General features: G+C 70.0%; 18 protein-coding genes. 10 read left to right on the forward strand and 8 right to left on the reverse strand.

The window, feature by feature from the left end:
* Positions 1 to 29: 29 nt before the first annotated feature.
* From H036_RS0103490 to H036_RS0103500, 3 genes are all read left to right on the forward strand, one after another.
* Positions 30 to 1,538 (forward strand): flavin-containing monooxygenase, encoded by a 1,509-nt coding sequence (locus H036_RS0103490; protein WP_017933387.1) that lies wholly within the window; start codon positions 30 to 32, stop codon positions 1,536 to 1,538.
* Between the two features lie 136 nt (positions 1,539 to 1,674).
* Positions 1,675 to 2,706: an AurF N-oxygenase family protein gene (locus tag H036_RS0103495; RefSeq protein ID WP_017933388.1), complete on the forward strand. Its 1,032-nt coding sequence runs from the start codon at positions 1,675 to 1,677 to the stop codon at positions 2,704 to 2,706.
* Between the two features lie 33 nt (positions 2,707 to 2,739).
* On the forward strand, positions 2,740 to 3,435 hold the full coding sequence (locus tag H036_RS0103500; RefSeq protein WP_017933389.1) for a TetR/AcrR family transcriptional regulator: 696 nt from the start codon (positions 2,740 to 2,742) through the stop codon (positions 3,433 to 3,435).
* A 43-nt stretch (positions 3,436 to 3,478) separates the two neighbouring features.
* Here the strand turns inward: H036_RS0103500 and H036_RS0103505 are convergent, their stop codons facing one another.
* On the reverse strand, positions 3,479 to 3,973 hold the full coding sequence (locus H036_RS0103505) for a hypothetical protein (RefSeq protein WP_017933390.1): 495 nt from the start codon (positions 3,971 to 3,973) through the stop codon (positions 3,479 to 3,481).
* 123 nt (positions 3,974 to 4,096) lie between these two features.
* On the reverse strand, positions 4,097 to 5,245 hold the full coding sequence (locus H036_RS0103510; RefSeq protein WP_017933391.1) for an acyl-CoA dehydrogenase family protein: 1,149 nt from the start codon (positions 5,243 to 5,245) through the stop codon (positions 4,097 to 4,099).
* A gap of 87 nt (positions 5,246 to 5,332) precedes the next feature.
* On the opposite strand from H036_RS0103510, the gene H036_RS0103515 reads away from it, so the two are divergent.
* Genes H036_RS0103515 through H036_RS0103525 form a run of 3 tightly spaced genes read left to right on the forward strand, consistent with a single transcriptional unit; the run spans position 5,333 to position 9,466 of the window.
* Entirely contained in the window at positions 5,333 to 5,995 is a 663-nt protein-coding gene (locus H036_RS0103515; RefSeq protein ID WP_017933392.1) for a MerR family transcriptional regulator, read from the forward strand.
* Positions 5,996 to 6,050: 55 nt separating this feature from the next.
* On the forward strand, positions 6,051 to 7,262 hold the full coding sequence (locus tag H036_RS0103520; RefSeq protein WP_017933393.1) for an acetyl-CoA C-acetyltransferase: 1,212 nt from the start codon (positions 6,051 to 6,053) through the stop codon (positions 7,260 to 7,262).
* A 26-nt stretch (positions 7,263 to 7,288) separates the two neighbouring features.
* Complete coding sequence (locus H036_RS0103525) at positions 7,289 to 9,466, forward strand: 3-hydroxyacyl-CoA dehydrogenase NAD-binding domain-containing protein (protein ID WP_017933394.1); 2,178 nt, start codon at positions 7,289 to 7,291, stop codon at positions 9,464 to 9,466.
* A gap of 198 nt (positions 9,467 to 9,664) precedes the next feature.
* On the opposite strand, the gene H036_RS0103530 is transcribed toward H036_RS0103525, so the two are convergent.
* The 3 genes from H036_RS0103530 to H036_RS0103540 are packed head-to-tail and all read right to left on the reverse strand — an operon-like array spanning position 9,665 to position 12,176.
* Positions 9,665 to 10,420: an amino acid ABC transporter ATP-binding protein gene (locus H036_RS0103530; protein WP_017933395.1), complete on the reverse strand. Its 756-nt coding sequence runs from the start codon at positions 10,418 to 10,420 to the stop codon at positions 9,665 to 9,667.
* On the reverse strand, positions 10,417 to 11,298 hold the full coding sequence (locus tag H036_RS0103535; RefSeq protein ID WP_017933396.1) for an amino acid ABC transporter permease: 882 nt from the start codon (positions 11,296 to 11,298) through the stop codon (positions 10,417 to 10,419). Before H036_RS0103535 ends, H036_RS0103530 begins: the two co-directional genes overlap by 4 nt.
* Positions 11,295 to 12,176, reverse strand: a complete 882-nt coding sequence (locus H036_RS0103540) for an ABC transporter substrate-binding protein (protein WP_017933397.1) — start codon at positions 12,174 to 12,176, stop codon at positions 11,295 to 11,297. Before H036_RS0103540 ends, H036_RS0103535 begins: the two co-directional genes overlap by 4 nt.
* A gap of 113 nt (positions 12,177 to 12,289) precedes the next feature.
* On the opposite strand from H036_RS0103540, the gene H036_RS0103545 reads away from it, so the two are divergent.
* Positions 12,290 to 14,296, forward strand: a complete 2,007-nt coding sequence (locus H036_RS0103545; RefSeq protein WP_017933398.1) for an NADPH-dependent 2,4-dienoyl-CoA reductase — start codon at positions 12,290 to 12,292, stop codon at positions 14,294 to 14,296.
* Positions 14,297 to 14,366: 70 nt separating this feature from the next.
* Positions 14,367 to 14,780, forward strand: a complete 414-nt coding sequence (locus H036_RS0103550; protein ID WP_017933399.1) for an HIT family protein — start codon at positions 14,367 to 14,369, stop codon at positions 14,778 to 14,780.
* A 53-nt stretch (positions 14,781 to 14,833) separates the two neighbouring features.
* On the opposite strand, the gene H036_RS0103555 is transcribed toward H036_RS0103550, so the two are convergent.
* The gene (locus tag H036_RS0103555) at positions 14,834 to 16,183 is read right to left on the reverse strand and encodes a glycoside hydrolase family 1 protein (RefSeq protein WP_017933400.1); all 1,350 of its coding nucleotides are present in this window, start codon (positions 16,181 to 16,183) and stop codon (positions 14,834 to 14,836) included.
* Positions 16,184 to 16,199: 16 nt separating this feature from the next.
* Here H036_RS0103555 and H036_RS21725 point away from each other — a divergent pair, with 16 nt between their 5' ends.
* A complete protein-coding gene (locus H036_RS21725; RefSeq protein WP_017933401.1) occupies positions 16,200 to 16,871 on the forward strand; it encodes a pirin family protein in 672 nt (223 codons plus the stop codon).
* 97 nt (positions 16,872 to 16,968) lie between these two features.
* Positions 16,969 to 17,985, forward strand: coding sequence for a helix-turn-helix transcriptional regulator (locus H036_RS0103565; RefSeq protein WP_157416972.1), 1,017 nt, complete (start codon positions 16,969 to 16,971; stop codon positions 17,983 to 17,985).
* A 25-nt stretch (positions 17,986 to 18,010) separates the two neighbouring features.
* On the opposite strand, the gene H036_RS0103570 is transcribed toward H036_RS0103565, so the two are convergent.
* Together H036_RS0103570 and H036_RS0103575 are read right to left on the reverse strand one after the other, a co-directional pair.
* Positions 18,011 to 19,015, reverse strand: coding sequence for a DUF2332 domain-containing protein (locus H036_RS0103570; RefSeq protein ID WP_017933403.1), 1,005 nt, complete (start codon positions 19,013 to 19,015; stop codon positions 18,011 to 18,013).
* Positions 19,016 to 19,093: 78 nt separating this feature from the next.
* Positions 19,094 to 20,545 carry an aldehyde dehydrogenase family protein gene (locus tag H036_RS0103575; RefSeq protein WP_017933404.1) on the reverse strand — a complete coding sequence of 484 codons (1,452 nt, stop codon included), beginning with the start codon at positions 20,543 to 20,545 and terminating at the stop codon, positions 19,094 to 19,096.
* Between the last annotated feature and the right edge of the window lie 9 nt (positions 20,546 to 20,554).

Genomic DNA, 20,554 nt, shown 5'->3' on the forward strand with positions numbered 1-20,554 from the left:
GCTGGCTACTGGTGGGTACGTTGTCTCCCATGAGCGAGCACGTCGACGTCCTCATCATCGGAGCCGGCCTGTCCGGCATCGGCGCGGCCGCGCAGCTCCGGCAGGGTCTGCCCGAGCTGTCGGTCGCCGTGCTGGAGGGCCGCGAGGCCAGCGGCGGGACGTGGGACCTGTTCCGCTATCCGGGGATCCGGTCGGACTCGGACATGTTCACGTTCGGTTTCAAGTGGCACCCCTGGCCCAGCGACCAGTCGCTGGCCGACGGCCACATGATCCTGGACTACCTGCACACCATCGAGCAGGAGTACGGCGTCGACCGGCTGATCCGCTACCAGCACACGGTCACGGCCGTCGACTGGGACACGGCGGCCAAGCAGTGGACGGTCACCGCGACCACGCCCGAGGGCGAGAAGCGGTTCACCACCAACTTCCTGTGGGCGTGCGCCGGCTACTACGACTACGACGAGGGCCACAAGCCGGAGTTCCCGGGGCTGAGCGAGTTCGAGGGCACGTTCGTGCACCCGCAGCACTGGCCCGACGACCTGGACTACGCGGGCAAGAAGGTCGTCGTGGTCGGGTCGGGCGCCACCGCGGTCACCCTGGTCCCTGCGATGGCCGAGCAGACCGAGCACATCACCATGCTGCAGCGGACTCCGACGTACATCATGTCCCGGCCGGCGAAGGATCCGCTCGCCCGCCTACTCGGCAGCACGCTGGACCGGGTGCCGGACTCCGTGCCCTTCAAGCGGCTGCGCGAGAAGGCCGGCTACGAGGCCACCCGCTGGGCCAACATCCTGCTCCTGGTCGGCTCCTACCAGCTGTCCCGCCGCAAGCCGGAGCTGATGAAGCGGATGGTGCGCAAGAACGTCGTAGAGCAGCTCACCGCCCGCCCCGGCCAGCCCGGCATGAGCGAGCAGGAGGCGGAGGCGTACGCCGCCAAGCACTTCTCCCCGCCGTACGACCCCTGGGACCAGCGCCTGTGCGTCGTGCCCAACGGCGACCTCTTCCGGGCGATCCGCAAGGGCAAGGCCAGCGTCGTCACCGACCGGATCCGGACCTTCACCCCCAAGGGCATCGAGCTGGAGTCCGGCGAGACGCTCGAGGCCGACATCGTGATCAGCGCGACCGGGCTGAAGATCAAGCTCTTCGGCGGTGTGAAGGTGCACGTCGACGGCGAGCCGGTCGACATCTCGACGTCGATGTCCTACAAGGCGCTGATGCTCAGCGGCGTGCCCAACTTCGCGTTCACCATCGGCTACACCAACGCCTCGTGGACGCTGAAGGCCGACCTGGTCGGCGACTTCGTGGTCAGGATGCTGCAGCACATGCGCGCCCGCGGCTTCACCGAGGCACTGGTCGAGCGCGACCCGAGCGTCGAGGAGCGGCCGTTCATGGACCTAGCCTCGGGCTACATCCAGCGAGCCGCGGAGGCGATGCCGCGTCAGGGCGACCGGGCGCCGTGGATGCTCAAGCAGAACTACCTGAGCGACCTGCGGGTCATGCGCCGCGAGGTCGAGGACGGCGTCATCCGCTTCTCCTGACCGACTTTGCAGAAATGCCGCCGAGTCCGCCCCTAGAGGTGCGGACTCGGCGGCCATTTCTGCAGATTCGGCGGTCTATGCAGGACAGCGTGTCCTGGTTACCCTGAGGGCACCAACCGAGACTGGAGGTGGCCCGATGGCACCGGTGACTCTTGCCAAGCGTGTGATCGGCGGCGGCGTGCGCACCGCCGGGGTGGCGATGCCGTTCCGGCCCCAAGGCAAGCAGCCCTACGCGGAGACCCTGCGGACCCTGTCCGAGGCGTCCGTGGAGCGGTGCTTCAACGCGTTCAGGGACGTCCCGTGGGACGACCCGGCGTACGCACTCACCGAGGACGACGAGCGCTGGATCCTGCCGAGCGTGGACCCGTTGGGCGCACACCCGTGGTACCAGGCGCTCCCCCGCGAGCGGCAGATCGAGGTCGGCAAGCATCGTCTGGCACTGGTCACCAAGATCGGCTCGCAGTTCGAGCAGCTGCTGCTCCAGGGCGGCTCCGGCTTTCTGATGCGCACGCCCAACGGCAACCCGGAGTTCCGCTACTTCATGCACGAGCTCACCGAGGAGACCCACCACATCCAGATGTTCCAGGAGTTCACCAACCGGGTCTGTCCCGAGGTGACCGGGGCGCCGCGGTGGCTGCTCAACGCGATCCCGCTCGTGGCACAGCTCGGCTGGCTCAGTCCGACCATGTTCTTCACCGTCATCCTGGCCGGCGAGGAGCCGATCGATCACGTGCAGAAGGACCTGATGCGGCGCGGTGGCGGGCACCCGCTGATCAACCGGATCATGCAGATCCACATCGCCGAGGAGGCCCGTCACATCGGCTTCGCGCACGCCTGGCTGGAACACCACGCGCCCAACCGCGGACCACTCGCCCGCGCCTGGCTGGGCATCATGTGGCCGGTCTCGCTGCGACTCGGCTCCGACGCGATCCTGGTGCCGAGCAGGGCGGACCGAGAGTTGATGGGCGTTCCGGACCACGTGGCCAAGGAGGTCTGGGGCGACAGCCTGCAGGCGCGCAAGTTCCGTCGCGACCTCTTCTCCGACATCCGCATGCTGGCCGACGATCTCGGCCTGCGCACACCGCTGACCCGCTGGTCGTGGCGGCTGTGGGGCGTGGACGGCCGCCCGGCACGATTCCGCGCGGAGCCCACCAGCGCGGCCGCCTGACGCTGCACCTGATCCTGACTACCCTGGTCCGTCATGGACGGACGGTCGACCCGCTGGGCAGAGCACAACGACGCTCAGCGTGAGCGCATCGTCGCCGCCGCGATCGCCCTGTACGACGAGGGCAGCATCAACGCATCGCTGCAGGAGATCGGTGCGCGCGCTGGGCTGAGCCGATCGGTCCTCTACCGGCAGTTCGAGGACCGGCGCGACCTGCAGCTGGCGGTGGAGCGCCACGTGTTGGACGACCTGATGGGCCGGCTGACGGACTCGCTCGTGCTCACCGGCACGATCCGCCAGGTGCTGCGCCGGGTCGCCTCGACCTACATCGACTGGGCCGCCGAACACCCCCGGCTGCACCAGCTCGCCGACCTCGACGCGGCCGTGGACGGCCCGCTCAGCCAGGCGATCGATCGGATAGCCGGCCAGATCGCCGGGACGCTGGTGCAAGGCTTCCGGCTCGGGGGCGCCGAGGTGAGTGAGGCCGACGTCGCCGCGGCCGACCCGCTGGCGCACGGCCTCGTCGGGGCGGTCTTCGCGACCGTCCGGCGCTGGCTCCAGTTGGGTGGCAAGGTGCCGGACGCCGAGCATCTGACGGACCTGGTGGTGGAGAGTGCCTGGGCCGTCATCGACGCACGGCTGCGCGCCTATGGACAGGCCCTCGATCCGGACGCGCCGATCGGTGCCCTGCTCCCACCCGGCCAGCCGACCCTCAGCGACCCACGTCGCTGACGAGCCGCTCGAACGGATCGCTCCAGGGGGGTCGGTGGCCGCGTCAGCGGGTGTCGCGCTTCGCCTGCCGACGCGCTCCTTCGGCCCGCGTGGAAGCGTCCTTCTTCAAGCCACCCGTGGTCTTCTTGGCGGTGCCGGCGATGCGCTCGGGCGCCGGGGCAGCGTCGGGGCGGCCGAGCTCCGGTCCACTGTCCCTGTCCTGCCTGGCGGCAGCCAGACGCTCGGCCCGGAGCTCGGCGGAGGCCTGACGAGCGAGGACCTCGACGCGGGCGCTGACCTGGGCGAGCGCGTCTTCATAGACCTCGGCCCGGTCGCGAGCGCGGGTGTTCTTCGGGTGTCCGGCACCGCGGCCGCCGTGGTCCTCGATGCCCGCGGCGGCCTGCCGTCGGTAGTTCTTGACGGACTTGTTGCGAGCGCGACGGACCCGCTTGTGGAGCTTGAGGAGCGCGTCCTCGTCGAGCTCAGCCATGCGCTCGGTCTCGATCTCGCGGAGCAGGTCCTGGTCCTCGGCCGGCAAGGAGTTGATCAGTGCACGCATCGGAGCCTCCCTGATTCCAGGCGCCGGCCAACCAGCCGGACTGACTCATCTTGACAGACGAATGCCCGATCGTCGCCGGTCGATTCTTCCGGTCGATCTCTCCGCCCGAGCCGCGCCCGCGGGTCAGACGCCGAGGAACCGACCGATGATCTCCTTCTGGATCTCGGTGGTGCCGCCGTAGATCGTCTGGATGCGGCTGTCGACGTACGCCTTGGCGATCGGGTACTCGTTCATGTAGCCGTAGCCGCCGTGGATCTGGACGCCCGCGTCCACGATCTTCTTCTGCAGCTCGGTCGTCCACCACTTCGCCATCGAGGCCAGCGAGGTGTCGACCTCGCCCGCGTTGAGCTTGGTGATGCAGTCGTTGACGAAGACCCGGGCGATGTGTGCCTCGGTGGCCATCTCGGCGAGGACGAATCGGGTGTTCTGGAAGGCGCCGATCGGTCGGCCGAACGCCTCCCGGGTCTTGGCGTAGTCCAGGCACAGCTCGAGCACTCGCTCGATCGCCGCGACGGCGATCGTCGCCACCGAGACCCGCTCACGCGGCAGCTCGGTCATCAGGTGGACGAAGCCGCCGTTGAGCTCACCGAGGAGATTCTCCTTCGGCACCACCACGTCCTCGAAGACCAGCTCGGCCGTGTCCTGCGCCTTGAGCCCCATCTTGTCGAGGTTGCGGCCGCGGCTGAAGCCCTCCATGCCGCGCTCGACCACGAGCAGCGAGATGCCGTGGGCACCTTTCTCGGGATCGGTCTTGGCCACCACCACGACCAGGTCGGCGTTGATGCCGTTGGTGATGAAGATCTTGGAGCCATTGAGGAGGTAGTGGTCGCCCTTGTCGACCGCAGTGGTTCGCACACCCTGCAGGTCCGACCCCGCGCCGGGCTCGGTCATCGCGATCGCGGTGATGGTCTCCCCGCTGACGCAGCCAGGCAGCCAGCGCCGCTTCTGCTCGTCGGTGCCGAGGGTGTTCAGGTAGGGCACCACGATGTCGTTGTGCAGCGAGAAGCCCAGGCCGCTCGCCCCGATCCGGGTGATCTCCTCGGTCAGCACGGCGTTGAAGCGGAAGTCGTCGATGCCGGGGCCGCCGTACTCCTCCGGGACGTCGAAGCAGAGCAGCCCCGCCTCGCCGGCCTTCGCCCACACCTCGCGGGGGACGATGCCGTCCTTCTCCCACTGCTCGTGGTGCGGAGCGACCTCCTTGTCCAGGAACGCACGCGCTGTGGCGCGGAAGTCTTCGTGCTCCGGCTCGTAGATCGACGGCTTGGTGGGCATGGTGCTCCTTGCGTGTACGGCGAACGACACGAGAACTGTGACAGCACAACTGTCATGTTTCAAGGGATCGGAGTAGGGTCCCGCGGCATGGCGCAGACCGAATCCGACACGGCGACCACGGCTTCGACCACCCGCCCAAGCGAGGCGTCGAACGAGGCCGCCACCGGCATGCTGACCGTGGACGAGCTGGCCGAGGCCACCGGCGTCTCGGTGCGCAACATCAGGTACTACGCCAGCCTCCGACTCCTGCCGGCGCCCGAGCGCCGCGGCCGGGTCGCCTACTACGGACCCGCGCACCGCGCCCGCCTCGACCTGACGGTGGCGCTGCAGGAGCACGGCTTCACGCTGCAGGCGATCGAGCGCTACCTCGCCCGGCTGCCCGAGGACGTGACCGTCGAGGACCTCGCGATGCAGCGGGCGATGATCACCTCCTGGACCCTGCCCGACGCCGACGAGGTGCTGCGCGACATCGGCCGCGAGCTGCGCCGGCTGGGACTCTCCCGTGACGCGCTGACCGCGGCGCACGAGCTCACCGAGCGGCACCTGGATGCGCTGGCCGGCGACCTGCGGGTGCTGCTGGAGGACGAGCTGCTGGACCCGTGGCGGCGTACGCACCACTCGCCGGACGAGGTCGCCGTGCTCGAGGAGGGCCTTCCTCGACTGCGCGGCCTGGTGGTGCAGTCGGTGATGATCTCGTTCCAGAACGCGGTCAACCGGACCATCGGCCGGAGCCTGCGCAAGAGCGTGTGACCTGCGCTACCCACCCGGCGGTTGACGCTTACAGTATTGGTGTCACAATCGACTCATGGCAGAAGCATTCATCTACGACCACCTGCGTACGCCGCGTGGTCGCGGCAAGAAGACCGGCGCCCTGCACGAGGTCAAGCCCATCGACCTGGTCGTCGGCCTGATCGACGAGTTGCGCAAGCGCAACCCCTCGCTCGATGTCGAGCGCATCGATGACGTCGTCCTCGGCGTCGTCAGCCCGCTCGGCGACCAAGGTGGTGACATCGCCAAGGCCGCCGCGCTGCGTGCCGGCCTGCCGGAGACCACCGCCGGCGTCCAGCTCAACCGCTTCTGCGCCTCCGGCCTCGAGGCGGTCAACCAGGCAGCGTCCCGCGTTCGCGGCGGCTTCGAGGACCTGATCATCGCCGGCGGCGTTGAGGCCATGAGCCGCGTGCCGATGGGCTCCGACGGCGGCGCCTGGGCGATGGACCCGGCCACCGCGCTCGCCACCGACTTCGTGCCGCAGGGCATCGGTGCGGACCTGATCGCCACCGTCGAGGGCTGGAACCGCACCGACGTCGACACCTACGCCGCGGAGTCGCACGCCCGCGCGGCGGCGGCCTGGGAGGCCGGCTACTTCAAGGATGCGGTCATCCCGGTCGCTGACCTGAACGGGCAGCTCGTGCTCGACCGCGACGAGCTGGTGCGCCCCGGCACCACTGTGGAGGGCCTCTCCGGCCTCAAGCCGAGCTTCCTCCAGCACGGTCAGGAGGCCGGCTTCGACGACGTCGCGCTGTCCAAGTACCACTGGCTGGAGAAGATCGACCACGTCCACCACGCCGGCAACAGCTCGGGCATCGTGGACGGCTCGGCACTGATGCTGATCGGCAGCGAGGAGGTCGGCAAGGAGCTCGGCCTGACCCCGCGCGCGAAGATCATCTCGGCCGCCGTCTCGGGCGCCGACCCGACGATCATGCTGACCGGTCCCGCCCCGGCCGCCCGCAAGGCGCTCGCCAAGGCCGGCCTGACCGCCGACGACATCGACCTGTGGGAGATCAACGAGGCCTTCGCCGCCGTCGCGATGCGGTTCATGCGGGACATGGACATCAGCCACGACGTCACCAACGTCAACGGCGGCGCCATCGCCATGGGCCACCCGCTCGGCGCCACCGGCGCGATCATCCTCGGCACGCTCGTCGACGAACTCCAGCGCCGCGGCCTGCGCCGCGGTCTCGCCACGCTCTGCGTCGGCGGCGGCATGGGCATCGCGACCATCGTCGAGCTCGTCTGACATCACGGATAGGCATACGAAGAGACATGACTGACCAGAACGCCGTCCAGTACGACATCGACGCCGACGGCATCGTCACCCTGACCCTGGACGACCCCAACCAGAGCGCCAACACCATGAACGAGCTCTACGCGAGCTCGATGAAGGCCGCTGTCGAGCGCCTCTACGAGGAGCAGGACACGATCAGCGGCGTGGTGGTCACCTCCGCGAAGAAGACCTTCTTCGCCGGCGGCGACCTGAAGAACATGATGTCGGCGGGCCCCGAGCACGCCGCGGAGATCTTCGCCGAGGTCGAGGGCATCAAGGCCACCTTGCGCAAGCTGGAGACCTTCCCCAAGCCGGTCGTCGCCGCGATCAACGGTGCCGCCCTCGGTGGCGGCCTTGAGATCGCGCTGGCCACCAACCACCGCATCGCCGTGGATGGCCGCTACGAGATCGGTCTGCCCGAGGTCACCCTCGGCCTGCTGCCGGGCGGCGGCGGCGTGACCCGCACGGTGCGGATGTTCGGCATCATCACCGCGCTGACCGAGATCCTCGGCACCGGCGCCCGCTTCAAGCCCGCCGCGGCGCAGGCCAAGGGCCTGGTGAACGACCTGGTCGCGACCCAGGACGAGCTCGTCCCGGCCGCCAAGGCGTGGATCAAGGCGAACCCCGAGGAGGCCGCCCAGCCCTGGGACAAGCCGGGCTTCAAGCTGCCCGGCGGCAGCCCGTCCTCGCCGTCGTTGGCCGCCTTCCTGCCGGCACTGGCGCCGATCCTGCGCAAGCAGCTCAAGCAGAGCGACATGCGCGCCCCCAAGGCGATCCTCTCGGCCGCCGTCGAGGGCGCCCAGGTCGACTTCGACACCGCGTCGCGGATCGAGTCGCGCTACTTCGTCTCGCTGGTCACCGGCCAGCAGGCGAAGAACATGATCCAGGCGTTCTTCTTCGACCTCGGCTCGATCAACTCCGGCGCCCTGCGCCCAAGCGGTGTCGAGAAGTACATGCCCACCAAGGCCGTCGTCCTCGGCGCCGGCATGATGGGCGCCGGCATCGCCTACGTCCTGGCCCGCGCCGGCGTCGACGTCGTCCTCAAGGATGTCGCGATCGAGTCGGCCGAGAAGGGCAAGGCCTACACCGCCGGCCTCAACGAGAAGGCCGTCTCGCGCGGCAAGCTCAGCCAGGAGAAGGCCGACGAGATCCTCGCCCGGATCACCCCGACCATCGACCCCGCCGACGCCCAGGGCGCCGACATCGTCGTGGAGGCCGTCTTCGAGGACGTCACGCTGAAGCAGAAGGTCTTCAACGAGGTCATCCCGTTCCTCGCCGAGGGTGCGCTGCTGTGCTCCAACACCTCGACGCTGCCGATCACCGAGCTCGCCAAGGGCATCGAGGGCACCGACGCGGCCGGCCGCTTCATCGGTCTGCACTTCTTCTCGCCCGTCGACAAGATGCCGCTGGTCGAGATCATCCGTGGCGCGGAGACCTCGGACGAGGCGCTCGCCAAGGCGTACGACGTCACCCTGGCGATCAAGAAGACGCCGATGATCGCCAACGACTCGCGCGGCTTCTACACCTCGCGCGTCATCGGGACCCAGATCGAGGAGGGCCTCGCGCTCCTGCTCGAGGGCCAGCACCCCTACTCCATCGAGCGTGCGACCACGCAGGCCGGCTACCCGGTCGGCCCGCTGCAGATCGCCGACGAGCTCAACATGGAGCTGATGGTCAAGATCGCCAAGACCACCCGCGACGCGAGCGGTCAGACCGAGCTGACCGTCACCGAGCACGTCTGTGGCCGGATGATCGAGGCGGGCCGGCCCAGCAAGCTCAAGGGCGCCGGCTTCTACGAGTACGCCGAGGGCAAGCGAGGCTCGCTCTGGTCAGGCCTGTCCGGGCTGTTCCCGATCGCCGAGGAGCAGTACTCCCTGCAGGACATGAAGGACCGCATCCTGTTCCGCGAGGCGATCGAGACCGCCAAGACGTTCGAGGAGGGCGTGGTCACCTCGGCCGCGCACGCGAACATCGGCTCGATCTTCGGCATCGGCTTCCCGCCGGCGACCGGTGGTGCGGCCCAGTTCATCACCGGCTACGAGGCTGCTGACGGCTCGATCGGCATCGACGCCTTCCTCAAGCGCGCCGACGAGCTGGCCGACACCTACGGCGAGCAGCTGCGCCCGACGCAGTACCTGCGCGACATGGCGGCCAAGGGCGAGTCCTTCTCCGCCTGACGTCTGCGGCGGAGCGCATGCTGCGTCGTCGTCGCTGAGTCGAATCGACCGTGGCCCCGTGGGAGTGATCCCGCGGGGCCGCTGTCATGTGAGCCTGGGACCCCTCGACAAGCTCGCGGGGCGTAGCTCGGGGGCGTCGTTACACACGCCGAGCCTGTCGAGGCGTCAGAGCACCCGCACGCCGAGCCTGTCGAGGCGTCAGAGCACCCGGGCGAGGAACTCGCGGGTGCGCTCCTCGCGAGGGTCGCCGAAGAGCTGCTCCGGCGGCCCCTGCTCGAGGATGCGGCCCTTGTCCAGGAAGCAGACAGAGGTCGCGACCTCGCGGGCGAACGCCATCTCGTGGGTGGCCAGGATCATCGTCATCCCGGCGGCCGCCTCGGCGCGCACGATCTCCAGCACCTCGCCGACCAGCTCGGGGTCCAAGGCCGCGGTGATCTCGTCGAGCAGCAGCAGCCGCGGCCGCGTGCACAGCGCCCGCACCAGCGCGACGCGCTGCTGCTGACCACCCGAGAGCGCATCCGGGTACGCCGCGGCCTTGTCGCCCAGACCGAACCGCTCGAGCAGCTCCAGCGCGCGCGACCGGGCCTCCCGCTTCGACACGTTGTGGACCAGCGACTGCGCGAGTGTGCAGTTGTCCAGCACCGTCAGGTGCGGGAAGAGGTTGTAGGCCTGGAACACCATGCCGATCTCGCGGCGTACGGTCCGGGGGTCGACGCGCGGGTCGGAGATCTCCGTGCCGTCGAAGGCGATCACGCCGTCCTGGATCTCCTCCAGGAGGTTGAGGCAGCGCAGCAGCGTGGACTTGCCCGACCCGGATGCGCCGATCAGGCAGATCACGTCGTGCGGTGCGACCGAGAGCGAGATGTCGTGCAGCACGACGCGGTCGGCATAGGCCTTGCGGAGGTTCTGCACCTCCAGGAGCGCGCTCGTCGAGCCGTTCGCCGTCTGACTCATCGACCCTGCTCCCGTCGGATCTGGCGCAGCATCAGCCAGTCGGTCAGGCGGGTCAGCGGCACGGCCACGATCAAGAAGTACATCGCGGCGACGAACAGCGAGGTGCCGTTGAAGTGGTAACCCTGCCAGTCACTGGCGGCGCGCATGGCCTCCCAGACGCCCACCACCGAGATGAGCGCGGTGTCCTTCTGCAGCGAGACCAGGTCGTTCATCAGCGGCGGCACCGCGCGGCGGACGGCCTGCGGGAAGACCACCCGCCACATCGCCTGGGTCCGGGAGAGGCCGAGTGCCTCGGCGGAGGACCACTGCGTGGGATGCACGGACAGGATGCCGGCGCGCAGCACCTCCGCGACGTAGGCGCCGTAGCAGAGGGTGAGCGCGATGCAGGCCAGCCAGAACAGGGACGTCGGCACGCCGTTGAGCTGCAGGGCCGGTACGCCGACGCCGATCAGCACGATGACCAGCAGCGAAGGCACCCCGCGGAACAGGTCGGTGTAGACCACCGACACCACCCGCAACGGCGCCAGCCACGGTGAGCGGGACTGGCGGCACACCGCGACCAGCGAGGCCAGTACCAGCACGCACGGCTCGGTGACCAGGAAGATCCGGATGTTCATCCAGAAGCCGCGGCTGACCGAGGGGAAGGAACCCTTGAAGTCCGACCAGGACAGGAAGTAGCTGCGGAACGCCGGCCAGCCGGGTGAGGTCAGGAAGACCGAGAGCACGGCACCGAGCACCACGATCGTGACGACCGTGGCCAGCACGGCGCGGCGTACGCGCATCGCACGGGCGACGCGGGCACGCTCGACCTGGCGCGGGCTCGGGGTCCAGCCCTGACCCATGCCGGAGTCAGGGCCCGTGACGGCCTCTGTGCTCACTTCAGTACCGGCACGCTCTCCATGTTGGCGAGCCACTGCTGCTGGAGCTGGTCGAGGGTGCCGTTGGACTTCAACGTGGCGAGCGCCGTGTTGACGCAGGTCACCAGCGGGTTGTTCTTCTCGAAGAGGAGGCCGAACTCCTCCGGCTCACTGTTGGAGAACCGGCCGGCGACAACGCTGCCCTTGATCTCGCTGGAGATGTAGTCGGCGCTCGGGAGGTCGGTGACCAGACCGTCGATCTGGCCGTGCAGCAGGGCCTGCTTCGCCTGGTCGTCGGTGTCGAAGACCAGCGGCTGGCTGCTCGGCTGGACGTCGTCGCGGATGGCGGTCAGGCTCGTCGTCGCGGTCTCGGCGCCGAGCTTGAGGTCCTTCAGGCCGGCCAGGCTGGAGGCCTTGTCCTTGTTCTTCGCCAGCGTGATCACGGCCTGGTCGGCGGTGTAGTAGCCGTCGGAGAACGTGACCACCTTGGCGCGGTCGGGCGTGATCGAGATCTGGTTGATGTCGAAGTCGAACTTCTTCGCGCCCGGCGTGTAGGAGCTGTTGAACGACTCCTTGGTCCAGTTCACCTGGTCAGCGGTGAAGCCGAGCTGCTTGGCCACCGCGTAGGCGACCGCCGACTCGAAGCCCTGACCGTTGCTCGGGTCGTTCTTCTTGAACCACGGCGCGTACGCCGGCGAGTCCGTCGCGATGGTCAGCTTGCCCGCGTCGTAGAGGTGCAGGTCGGCGGGCGCGCAGGAGGCGGCGCTCGCGCTGGCCGTGCCGCCGGCCGACGGCGAGTCACCAGCGTCGGAGGCGGAGTTGTTCTTGGCGGAGCAGGCGGCCAGGCTCGCGGCGGTCAACACGACGGCGACGAGGGCAGCGGAGGAACGCAGGCGCATGGCGGCATCGTACGGCGCGAGCAGTATGTCTACCCATTCGCTCACCCTTCTACACCTGCGCCGTTCGACACACCGCGCTCGCCGATTCAGTTACTAGCAAGTAACCTCTGCGCATGGCGTACGACCACCTGCTGTCCCCGATCACCATCGGCGACCTCACCCTGCGCAACCGCGTCGTGATGGGCTCGATGCACACCGGTCTGGAGGACCACGTGCGGGACATCCCGAGGCTGTCCGCCTACTTCGCCGAGCGCGCTCGTGGCGGCGTCGGCCTGATCGTCACCGGCGGCTACGCACCCAACAAGCGCGGCTGGCTCAAGCCGCTGGCCGCCGAGATGAGCTCGCGCCTGCACGCGGCCCGGCACCGCGAGGTGACCGCCGCGGTGCACGAGGAGGGCGGCGCGATCGCACTGCAGGTGCTGCACGCCGGTCGCTACGCCTACGTGCCGTGGTCGGTCTCGGCCAGCGCGATCAAGGCACCGATCAACCCGTTCAAGCCGCACGCGCTGTCCACGAAGGGCGTGGAGAGCACCGTCAGCGACTTCGCCCGCAGCATCGCGCTGGCCCGCAAGGCCGGCTACGACGCGGTCGAGATCATGGGGTCGGAGGGCTACCTGATCAACCAGTTCCTCGCCGAGCGGACCAACCAGCGCACCGACCGCTGGGGCGGTACGGCGAGCAACCGGCAGCGCTTCCCGGTCGAGATCGTCCGCCGCGCGCGCGAGCTGGTGGGCGCCGACTTCCCGATCATGTTCCGGCTCTCCCTCATCGACCTCGTCGAGGGCGGCCAGACCTGGGAGGAGACGATCGACCTCGCCTACGCGCTGCAGGACGCCGGTGTGAGCGTGCTCAACACCGGCATCGGCTGGCACGAGGCCCGTGTGCCCACGATCATCACCCAGGTCCCGCGCGGCGCCTGGCTCGACTTCACGGCGCGGCTGCGCTCGGAGGTCAGCGTGCCGGTCTGCGCCTCCAACCGGATCAACACCCCCGAGCTGGCCGACGCAGCGATCGCCGAGGGCAAGGCCGACCTGGTCTCGATGGCGCGGCCGCTGCTCGCCGACCCGGAGTTCGTCGCCAAGGCGGCGCAGGACCGCGCCGATGAGATCAACACCTGCATCGGCTGCAACCAGGCCTGTCTCGACCACGCCTTCAGCAACAAGGCGGCATCCTGCCTGGTCAACCCGCGCGCCTGCCGCGAGACGACGCTGGTGCTCTCGCCGGTCCGGACCAGGAAGCGGGTCGCGGTCGTCGGCGCCGGTCCGGCCGGGCTCTCGGCCGCGGTCTCGGCCGCCGAGCGCGGCCTGGAGGTGACGCTGTTCGAGAAGGGCGAGGAGATCGGCGGCCAGTTCCGGCTCGCGATGGCGGTGCCCGGCAAAGAGGACTTCACCGACACCCTGCGCTACTTCGGCCGTCGGTTGGAGGTGCTCGGCGTCGACGTACGGCTCAAGACCGAGGCGACCCTCGCCGACCTCCAGCAGTACGACGACGTCATCGTGGCCACCGGTGTCGCGCCCCGCGTCCCCAGCCTCGACGGAGTCGACCTTCCCGGCGTGGTGTCCTACGCCGACGTGCTCTCCGGCCGGGTCGACCCCGGCCAGCGGGTCGCGGTCATCGGTGCCGGTGGCATCGGTGTCGACGTCTCCACCTGGCTCACCCAGGAGCACCCGGAGACGCTCGACGAGTGGATGGAGCACTGGGGCGTCGGCGACCCGGCGTACCACCGTGGCGGGCTGGTCGAGCCGGCACCGCGCACTCCGGCGCGCCACGTGACCCTGCTGCAGCGCAAGACCACCCCGATCGGCATCGGGCTGGGGAAGACCTCCGGCTGGGCTCACCGCGCTCGCCTCAAGCAGGAGGCAGTGCGGATGGTGAGTGGCGCGGCGTACGAGGGGATCGAAGCCGGACCCGAGGGCGGGCTGGTGGTGCGCTACCGGGTCGACGGCGAGCCGCAGACGCTGAGCGTCGACACCGTGGTGCTGTGCGCCGGCCAGGAGTCGGTGCGCGATCTGTGGGTGGAGCGGGCCGGCTGGCACCTGATCGGCGGCGCCGACGTGGCCGCGGAGCTGGACGCCAAGCGGGCGATCGAGCAGGGCACCCGGGTCGCCGCCGCGCTCTGAGCGGATCGTTGCACGAGGCGCTCGAGGCGCCTCGACGGGCTCGACGACCCGTGCCGATAGTCTCGAACGCGTGGACTGCCTCTTCTGCGCGATCGTGGCCGGTGACATCCCCTCGACGAAGGTCTACGAGGACGAGCTGACCTATGCGTTCATGGACATCTCGCCGGCTTCCGAGGGCCACCTCGTCGTGGTGCCGAAGCGGCACTCCAAGGACATCTTGGAGATCGGAGCGGACGACCTCAACGCCGTCTTGCTGACCGGCCAGCGGCTCGCCCGCCGGGTCACCGAGGTGCTCGGCGCGGACGGCGTGAACCTGCTCAACAACCGCGGTGAGCACGCCTGGCAGACCGTCTTCCACTTCCACCTGCATGTCATCCCGCGGTACGCCGACAAGTCCCGCGACCGGCTGCAGCTGCCGTGGATCCCCGAGCCCGGGGACCTGGACCAGATCAAGGCGACGGGTGCGAAGCTGGCGCTGGGATAGTCCGGGGCGCAAATCAGGGGCTACCGATCGGTAAGGCTGATTTCCGCCCCGGACTACCCCAGCAGGTGGTGCTCCTGAGCCGCGATCACCCCGGCGTACCAGTCGAACGAGCGCTTCGGCGTGCGAGCGCCGCTGGCATGATCGACGTGGACCAGCCCGTAGCGCTGCCGGAAGCCCTCGTCCCAGTCCCAGCCGTCGAGCAGGTGGCCGACGTAGTAGCCACGGACGTCGACACCGCGGCGGCATGCTTCCGCGACCGCCTCGAGGTGACCGGCGAGGAAGTCGATCCGGGGCTGGTCGTCGACCACGCCGTGCTGGTCGGGTCCCATCCCGTAGGACGCACCGTTCTCGGTGATCACGAACGGCGGAAGCGCGGCACGGAAGCGCGCGCGGGTCAGGACCAGCCACTCGCGTAGTGCCGAAGGCACCACCGGCCAGTCCATGTCCGTGGTCGGGTAGCCGAGCAGCGGTGTCATCTGGAACGGCAGCTCGCTCTCGCTGTCCTCGGCGACCGCGGCCACGCGCCAGGGGTGGTAGAAGTTCACGCCGTAGAAGTCGAGGGGCTGCCGGATGGTGGCGAGGTCGCCCTCCTCGACAATCTCCTCGGCGAGCGGCAGCAGGTCCACCGGGTAGCGGCCGAGCAGCATCGACTCCAGGAACAGCCCGTTCCACAGCGTGTCGATCAGCTTGGTCGCGCCGACGTCGGCCGGGTCGTCGGAGGCCGGCCACATCGGGGAGTGGTTGTTGGCACAGCCGATGTCGTGCGCTCCGGCCTCACGCAGCGCGATCACCGCGCGGCCATGGGCGACCAGCAGGGTGTGCGCTGCCGCGGCCGACCCGAAGACCAGGTCCCGCCCCGGCGCCCATCGGCCGGTGCCATAGCCCAGATAGGCGACTGCGTTCGGCTCCTGGATCGGCACCCACGAGGCGACCCTGTCCGCGAACCGCTCGCCGAGAAGCGCGGCGTACGTCGCGAAGGCCTCGATGGTGGCCCGGTTGAGCCAGCCGCCGTCGTCCTCCAGCGCCTGCGGGAGGTCGTGGAAGTAGAGGGTGGCGACCGGAGAGATGCCGGCGTCGAGCAAGGCGTCGAGGTAGCGGTCGTAGTGGTCGACGGCCTTCGGGTTCAACGGCCCGCGGCCCGCGGCCTGGAAGCGCGTCCAGGGGAAGGAGAACCGGTGAGCACCCACTCCCAGGCGACGCAGCAGGGCGACGTCCTCCGGGTAGCGGTGGTAGCTGTCGCAGGCCGACGCCGCGTCGCTGCCGTCCAGGATCGCGCCCGGGCGACGCGCGAAGGTGTCCCAGATGCTGGCGCCGCGCCCGTCCTCGGCGACGGCGCCCTCGACCTGGTACGCCGCCGCGACGGTCCCGAACCGGAAGCCCGCTGGGAGCTGAGGTGCAACCACAGGCACAATCTTCCCTGTGACGGTCGAGATCCGCCGAGGAAACACCCGATTCATGGAGCGCGTCGGCGCAAGAGCCACCTGGCACGCGCTCTCCTTCGGCGAGAACTACGACCCGGACCGGCTGCGGCTGGGGCCGATCGTGTGCCACGACGAGCACCTCCTGGGTCGCGGCCAGGGCTTCACCAGCCACCGGCACGAGGAGCTCGAGATCGTCACGTGGGTGATCAGCGGCTCCGTCGTCCACGAGGACACCCTCGGCTCGTCGGCCACCGTCACGCCCGGCACCGTCGGCCACCTCACCGCTGGCACCGGGGTGTCGCACAGTGAGCTCGCGGCCGCACCCCAGACGCGGTTCGTGCAGGTCTGGCTGACACCGGACGAGCCGGGTCGGACTCCGGCGTACGCGACGGCCGAGGCCGCCATCGTGCCCGGCCGGCTGTGCGAGGTGCTGCGCCCGACCGACGGGGCGACCTTCTCGGTCGCCCGCCTGGCCGCCGGTGAGAGCGTCAGCGTCCCGCCCGCGACCCTGCGCCACGTGTACGTCGCCACCGGGGCGCTGCTGCGCTCCTCGCTCGCGGAGCCGCTCTCGCAGGGCGATGCGTTCGTGATCGACGGGGAGGACGGGCAGGCCCCGATCGAGGTCACCGCGGCCGTCCCGACCGAGCTGCTGGTGTGGCAGTTCCGATGAGGTGCGCGTGCGCCGGGGCTGCCGGGATGCGGCCTGCTGTTTTAGACCAAACCGGCCCCCGCGCCGGGGCCGGCGTGCCAGGGTGAACACTGTGTCGATGACCGACCCGACGAGGCCTACGGCGCCACCGCCGCACGCGACCCCGCCGACGTTCGCCGGACCGGTCGCCCCCGCCTGGTCGCTCGCGCGCGCCGGCCGGATCCGTCTCGCCGTCGACGAGCTGCACCGGCTGCAGCGACCCGAGACCGCGGCCACGCTCACCTCCCCGCAACTCGCGCTCACCGCCCTGCTCCAGGTCGAGCTCGACCTGGCCGCCGGCGAGGTCGCCGCCGCGACCGGGCACCTCGGACCGCTCACCGCGCTGAGCGGCGAGGTGGAGGAGCTGGCCGCCGAGCTCGCCAGCGGCGACGCCGCCGCGGCGTACGGCGACCATGCGGTCGCGCGTGACCACTTCCTGGCAGCTGGGGCGCTCCCGGGTGCCGGCGAGACCCTGCTCCGGCCGTGGTGGGTCGGCGCCGTACCGGCCCTGGTGCGGACCGGGCGCCGCCGCGAGGGCGCCGAGCTCGCCCGCGAACACGTCGCTCGCGCCGAGGAGACCCAGGACCCCTTCACGCTCGCGCACGGGTTGCGCGCCCTGGCCACCGCCGACACCAGCCGCGACCCGCTCGGCATGCTCCGGCGCGCGCAGCAGCTGGCCGGCCTGTCGGGCAGCCAGCGGCTCGCCGCCCAGCTCGACACCGACGTCGCCGCGCTCACGATCCTCTCCCCCGGCGCCACCGGACCGGAGATCGTGCCGATGCTGCGCAGCGCGGAGACCTACGCCGGCGAGGAGGGCCTGTGGCCTCTGCACGCCCGCGTGGTGGCGTTGCTGGCCAGGGTCGGCGAGGCGGCACGGCCGCTGGCGGGCCGGGCTCTCGACGTACTCACTCCTGCCGAGCAGCGCGTCGCCAAGCTCGCCTCGAACGCGCTGACCAACCGCCAGATCGCGGCCGAGCTCGGCGTCAGCGTCAAGGGCGTGGAGTGGCACCTGTCGCGGGTCTACCGCAAGCTCGGCATCACCTCGCGGGAGGCCCTGGTCGTGCTGCTGGGCGACGAGGAGCCCGACGCTCGCTGAGCCCTGCGGCCGAGGTGGCCGACGCTCAGCCGAACCAGCGCATCGAGCGGCCGTGCCCGTGGGTGTGCGCAACAGCCCGGCCGTCGATGCCGAGCACGAAGGTCGGCTTCTGCTCCGGGATCTCGGGACCGGTCGCGGTCACGCTCGGCAGCACCCGCTTGCTCTCGTTGCTGACCCAGTGGCAGGCACCGTCGGCGACCAGGCCGCGCACGAGCCGGTCGAACCGCTGTCGGTCGTCCGGCGTGAGGTAGGCGATCACGGCGCTGTGGAAGACGATCACCGTGCCGTGCGCGGCCGCGCGCTCGACCACCGCGGGCAGCTCGGTGAGCAGGTCGCCGGCGACCAACTGCGGCGGGTCGGCGCGGGCCACCCGCACGGCCTGACGCAGCCGCGTACGCCGCTCCTCGTGCTCAGGCCAGATCAGCTGCTCCAGCCAACCCATCTGGTCCGCATCGGCGACATCGAGCGGGTGCAGGTCGATGCCACCGCGCCAGCCGACCTCGGGGATCCGCGCCGGCAGTGGCGCCGGACCCTTGACCCGGCACGCGAGCCGTGGCTCCTCGCCGAGCAGTACGTCGCCCTCGTCGGTGTGCCAGGCATAGCCCCAGCGCTCGGGGTAGAGGCACAGGCCGGCCGAGGCGCCGACCTCGAGCAGGGCGAGCGGACGAGCCGGATCCGCCTGATCGGCCGCGATCCGGCCGAACGCCGGCACCAGGGTGGCCAATCGGCCGACCTCGTTGGTCTGGGTGGCCCGACTCAGGATGGTGGCGCGGATCGGGCCGTCGACACCGTCGGCGAGCAACGCCTCGCGCAGGCCCTGGTAGGGACCGGGAGCAGGTACGCCGTGCCAGCGTGCGGCGGCGAAGACGAGATTGGGCTGCTGCTTGATGCCGGGCAGCGTCCCGATCCACGCCAGCACCTCCGCGTCCGCGGCCACCGCCTCTGCCCACGCACTGAAGGTCGGCGAGTCGGTGCCCACGTCGCGGGCGAAGTCACGGTAGGCATCGACCACGTCGGCGTACGGCTCCATGACCGCAGGCTAGTGCGGCGGTGACCCGGTGGTGACCCGGCGGTGACCCGGCGCCGCCATCAGGCCGCTGTCATCCGCTCAGTGGTCCGCGGGCAGCGCGACGTACGTGGTGTCGAGGTACTCCTCGATCCCCTCGAACCCGCCCTCGCGCCCGAAGCCGGACGACTTCACCCCGCCGAAGGGCGCGGCCGGGTTGGAGATCAGGCCGGTGTTGATCCCGACCATGCCATAGGCCAGCGACTCCGCCAGCCGGATGGTGCGGGCCAGGTCGCGGGTGTAGGCGTAGGAGGCCAGTCCGTACTCGGTGGCGTTCGCGCGGCGAACGGCCTCCTCCTCGTCGGCGAAGGTGCTGATCGGTGCGACCGGGCCGAAGATCTCGTGGCTGTTGATCTCCGACTCCGGGTGAACGTCGACGAGCACGGTCGGTTGGTAGAAGAAGCCGGGGCCGTCGGGCGACGTACCGCCGGTGACGAGGGTGGCGCCGTCGTGAATGGCGTCGGTGACGAGCTGGTGCACGGACTCCACCGCCTTTTCCTCGATCAGCGGGCCGACGTCGACGCCGTCGTCCTGACCGCGCCCGACGGTGAGGCGGCCCATCCGGTCGGCGAGCTTCTGCGCGAACTCCCGCGCGACGTCCTGATGCACCAGGAAGCGGTTCGCAGCGGTGCAGGCCTCGCCCATGTTGCGCATCTTGGCCACCATCGCACCCTCGACGGCGGCATCGAGGTCGGCGTCCTCGAAGACCAGGAACGGCGCATTGCCACCCAGCTCCATCGACATCCGCTGCAGCTGGTCGGCGGACTGCCGCACCAGGATCTTGCCGACCGGCGTGGAGCCGGTGAAGGAGACCTTGCGCAGCCGGTCGTCCTCCATCAGCGCCTTGCTGAGCTCGGCGGCGCGGGTCGAGGGGATGAGGTTGAGGACGCCCTCGGGCAGACCCGCCTCTGTCAGCACCTGGGCCAGCGCGAGCATCGTCAGGGGCGTCAGCTCAGCCGGCTTGACGACCATCGTGCAGCCGGCCGCGATCGCCGGGCCGATCTTGCGGGTGCCCATCGCCAGCGGGAAGTTCCACGGCGTGATGAAGAAGCACGGCCCGACCGGCTTCTTCACCGTCAGCAGCCGACTGCCACCGGCGGGCGCCTGCATCCAGCGGCCGTGGATCCGCACCGCCTCCTCGGAGAACCAGCGGAAGAACTCGTTGCCGTAGGACACCTCGCCCTTCGCCTCGGCGACGGTCTTGCCCATCTCCAGGCTCATCAGCTCGGCGAAGTCGTCCGCACGCTCGTTGATCAGCTCGAAGGCACCTCGCAGGATCTCGCCTCGGGCGCGCGGGGCGGTCCGCGCCCACTCCTCCTGCACCGCGACAGCAGCATCGAGGGCCTCGATCGCGTCGTTCACCGAGGCGTCGGCGACGCGCGCCAGCACGGAACCGTCAGCAGGATCGAGTACGGCGAAGTCCTCGCCGCCCTCCGCCTCCCGCCACGTCCCGCCGATGAACAGTCCGCGCTGCTGAGGTCCGACCAGATCCATTCCACTCAT

Source organism: Nocardioides sp. Iso805N, assembly GCF_000364605.1.
GTDB lineage: Bacteria > Actinomycetota > Actinomycetes > Propionibacteriales > Nocardioidaceae > Nocardioides.

Excerpts from the sequence above, each read along its gene's own strand:
- H036_RS0103490 (WP_017933387.1), top strand. The coding sequence starts at position 30 with ATGAGCGAGCACGTCGACGTCCTCATCATCGGAGCCGGCCTGTCCGGC.
- H036_RS0103495 (WP_017933388.1), top strand. The coding sequence starts at position 1,675 with ATGGCACCGGTGACTCTTGCCAAGCGTGTGATCGGCGGCGGCGTGCGC.
- H036_RS0103500 (WP_017933389.1), top strand. The coding sequence starts at position 2,740 with ATGGACGGACGGTCGACCCGCTGGGCAGAGCACAACGACGCTCAGCGT.
- H036_RS0103505 (WP_017933390.1), bottom strand. The coding sequence starts at position 3,973 with ATGCGTGCACTGATCAACTCCTTGCCGGCCGAGGACCAGGACCTGCTC.
- H036_RS0103510 (WP_017933391.1), bottom strand. The coding sequence starts at position 5,245 with ATGCCCACCAAGCCGTCGATCTACGAGCCGGAGCACGAAGACTTCCGC.
- H036_RS0103515 (WP_017933392.1), top strand. The coding sequence starts at position 5,333 with ATGGCGCAGACCGAATCCGACACGGCGACCACGGCTTCGACCACCCGC.
- H036_RS0103520 (WP_017933393.1), top strand. The coding sequence starts at position 6,051 with ATGGCAGAAGCATTCATCTACGACCACCTGCGTACGCCGCGTGGTCGC.
- H036_RS0103525 (WP_017933394.1), top strand. The coding sequence starts at position 7,289 with ATGACTGACCAGAACGCCGTCCAGTACGACATCGACGCCGACGGCATC.
- H036_RS0103530 (WP_017933395.1), bottom strand. The coding sequence starts at position 10,420 with ATGAGTCAGACGGCGAACGGCTCGACGAGCGCGCTCCTGGAGGTGCAG.
- H036_RS0103540 (WP_017933397.1), bottom strand. The coding sequence starts at position 12,176 with ATGCGCCTGCGTTCCTCCGCTGCCCTCGTCGCCGTCGTGTTGACCGCC.
- H036_RS0103545 (WP_017933398.1), top strand. The coding sequence starts at position 12,290 with ATGGCGTACGACCACCTGCTGTCCCCGATCACCATCGGCGACCTCACC.
- H036_RS0103565 (WP_157416972.1), top strand. The coding sequence starts at position 16,969 with ATGACCGACCCGACGAGGCCTACGGCGCCACCGCCGCACGCGACCCCG.
- H036_RS0103570 (WP_017933403.1), bottom strand. The coding sequence starts at position 19,015 with ATGGAGCCGTACGCCGACGTGGTCGATGCCTACCGTGACTTCGCCCGC.
- H036_RS0103575 (WP_017933404.1), bottom strand. The coding sequence starts at position 20,545 with ATGGATCTGGTCGGACCTCAGCAGCGCGGACTGTTCATCGGCGGGACG.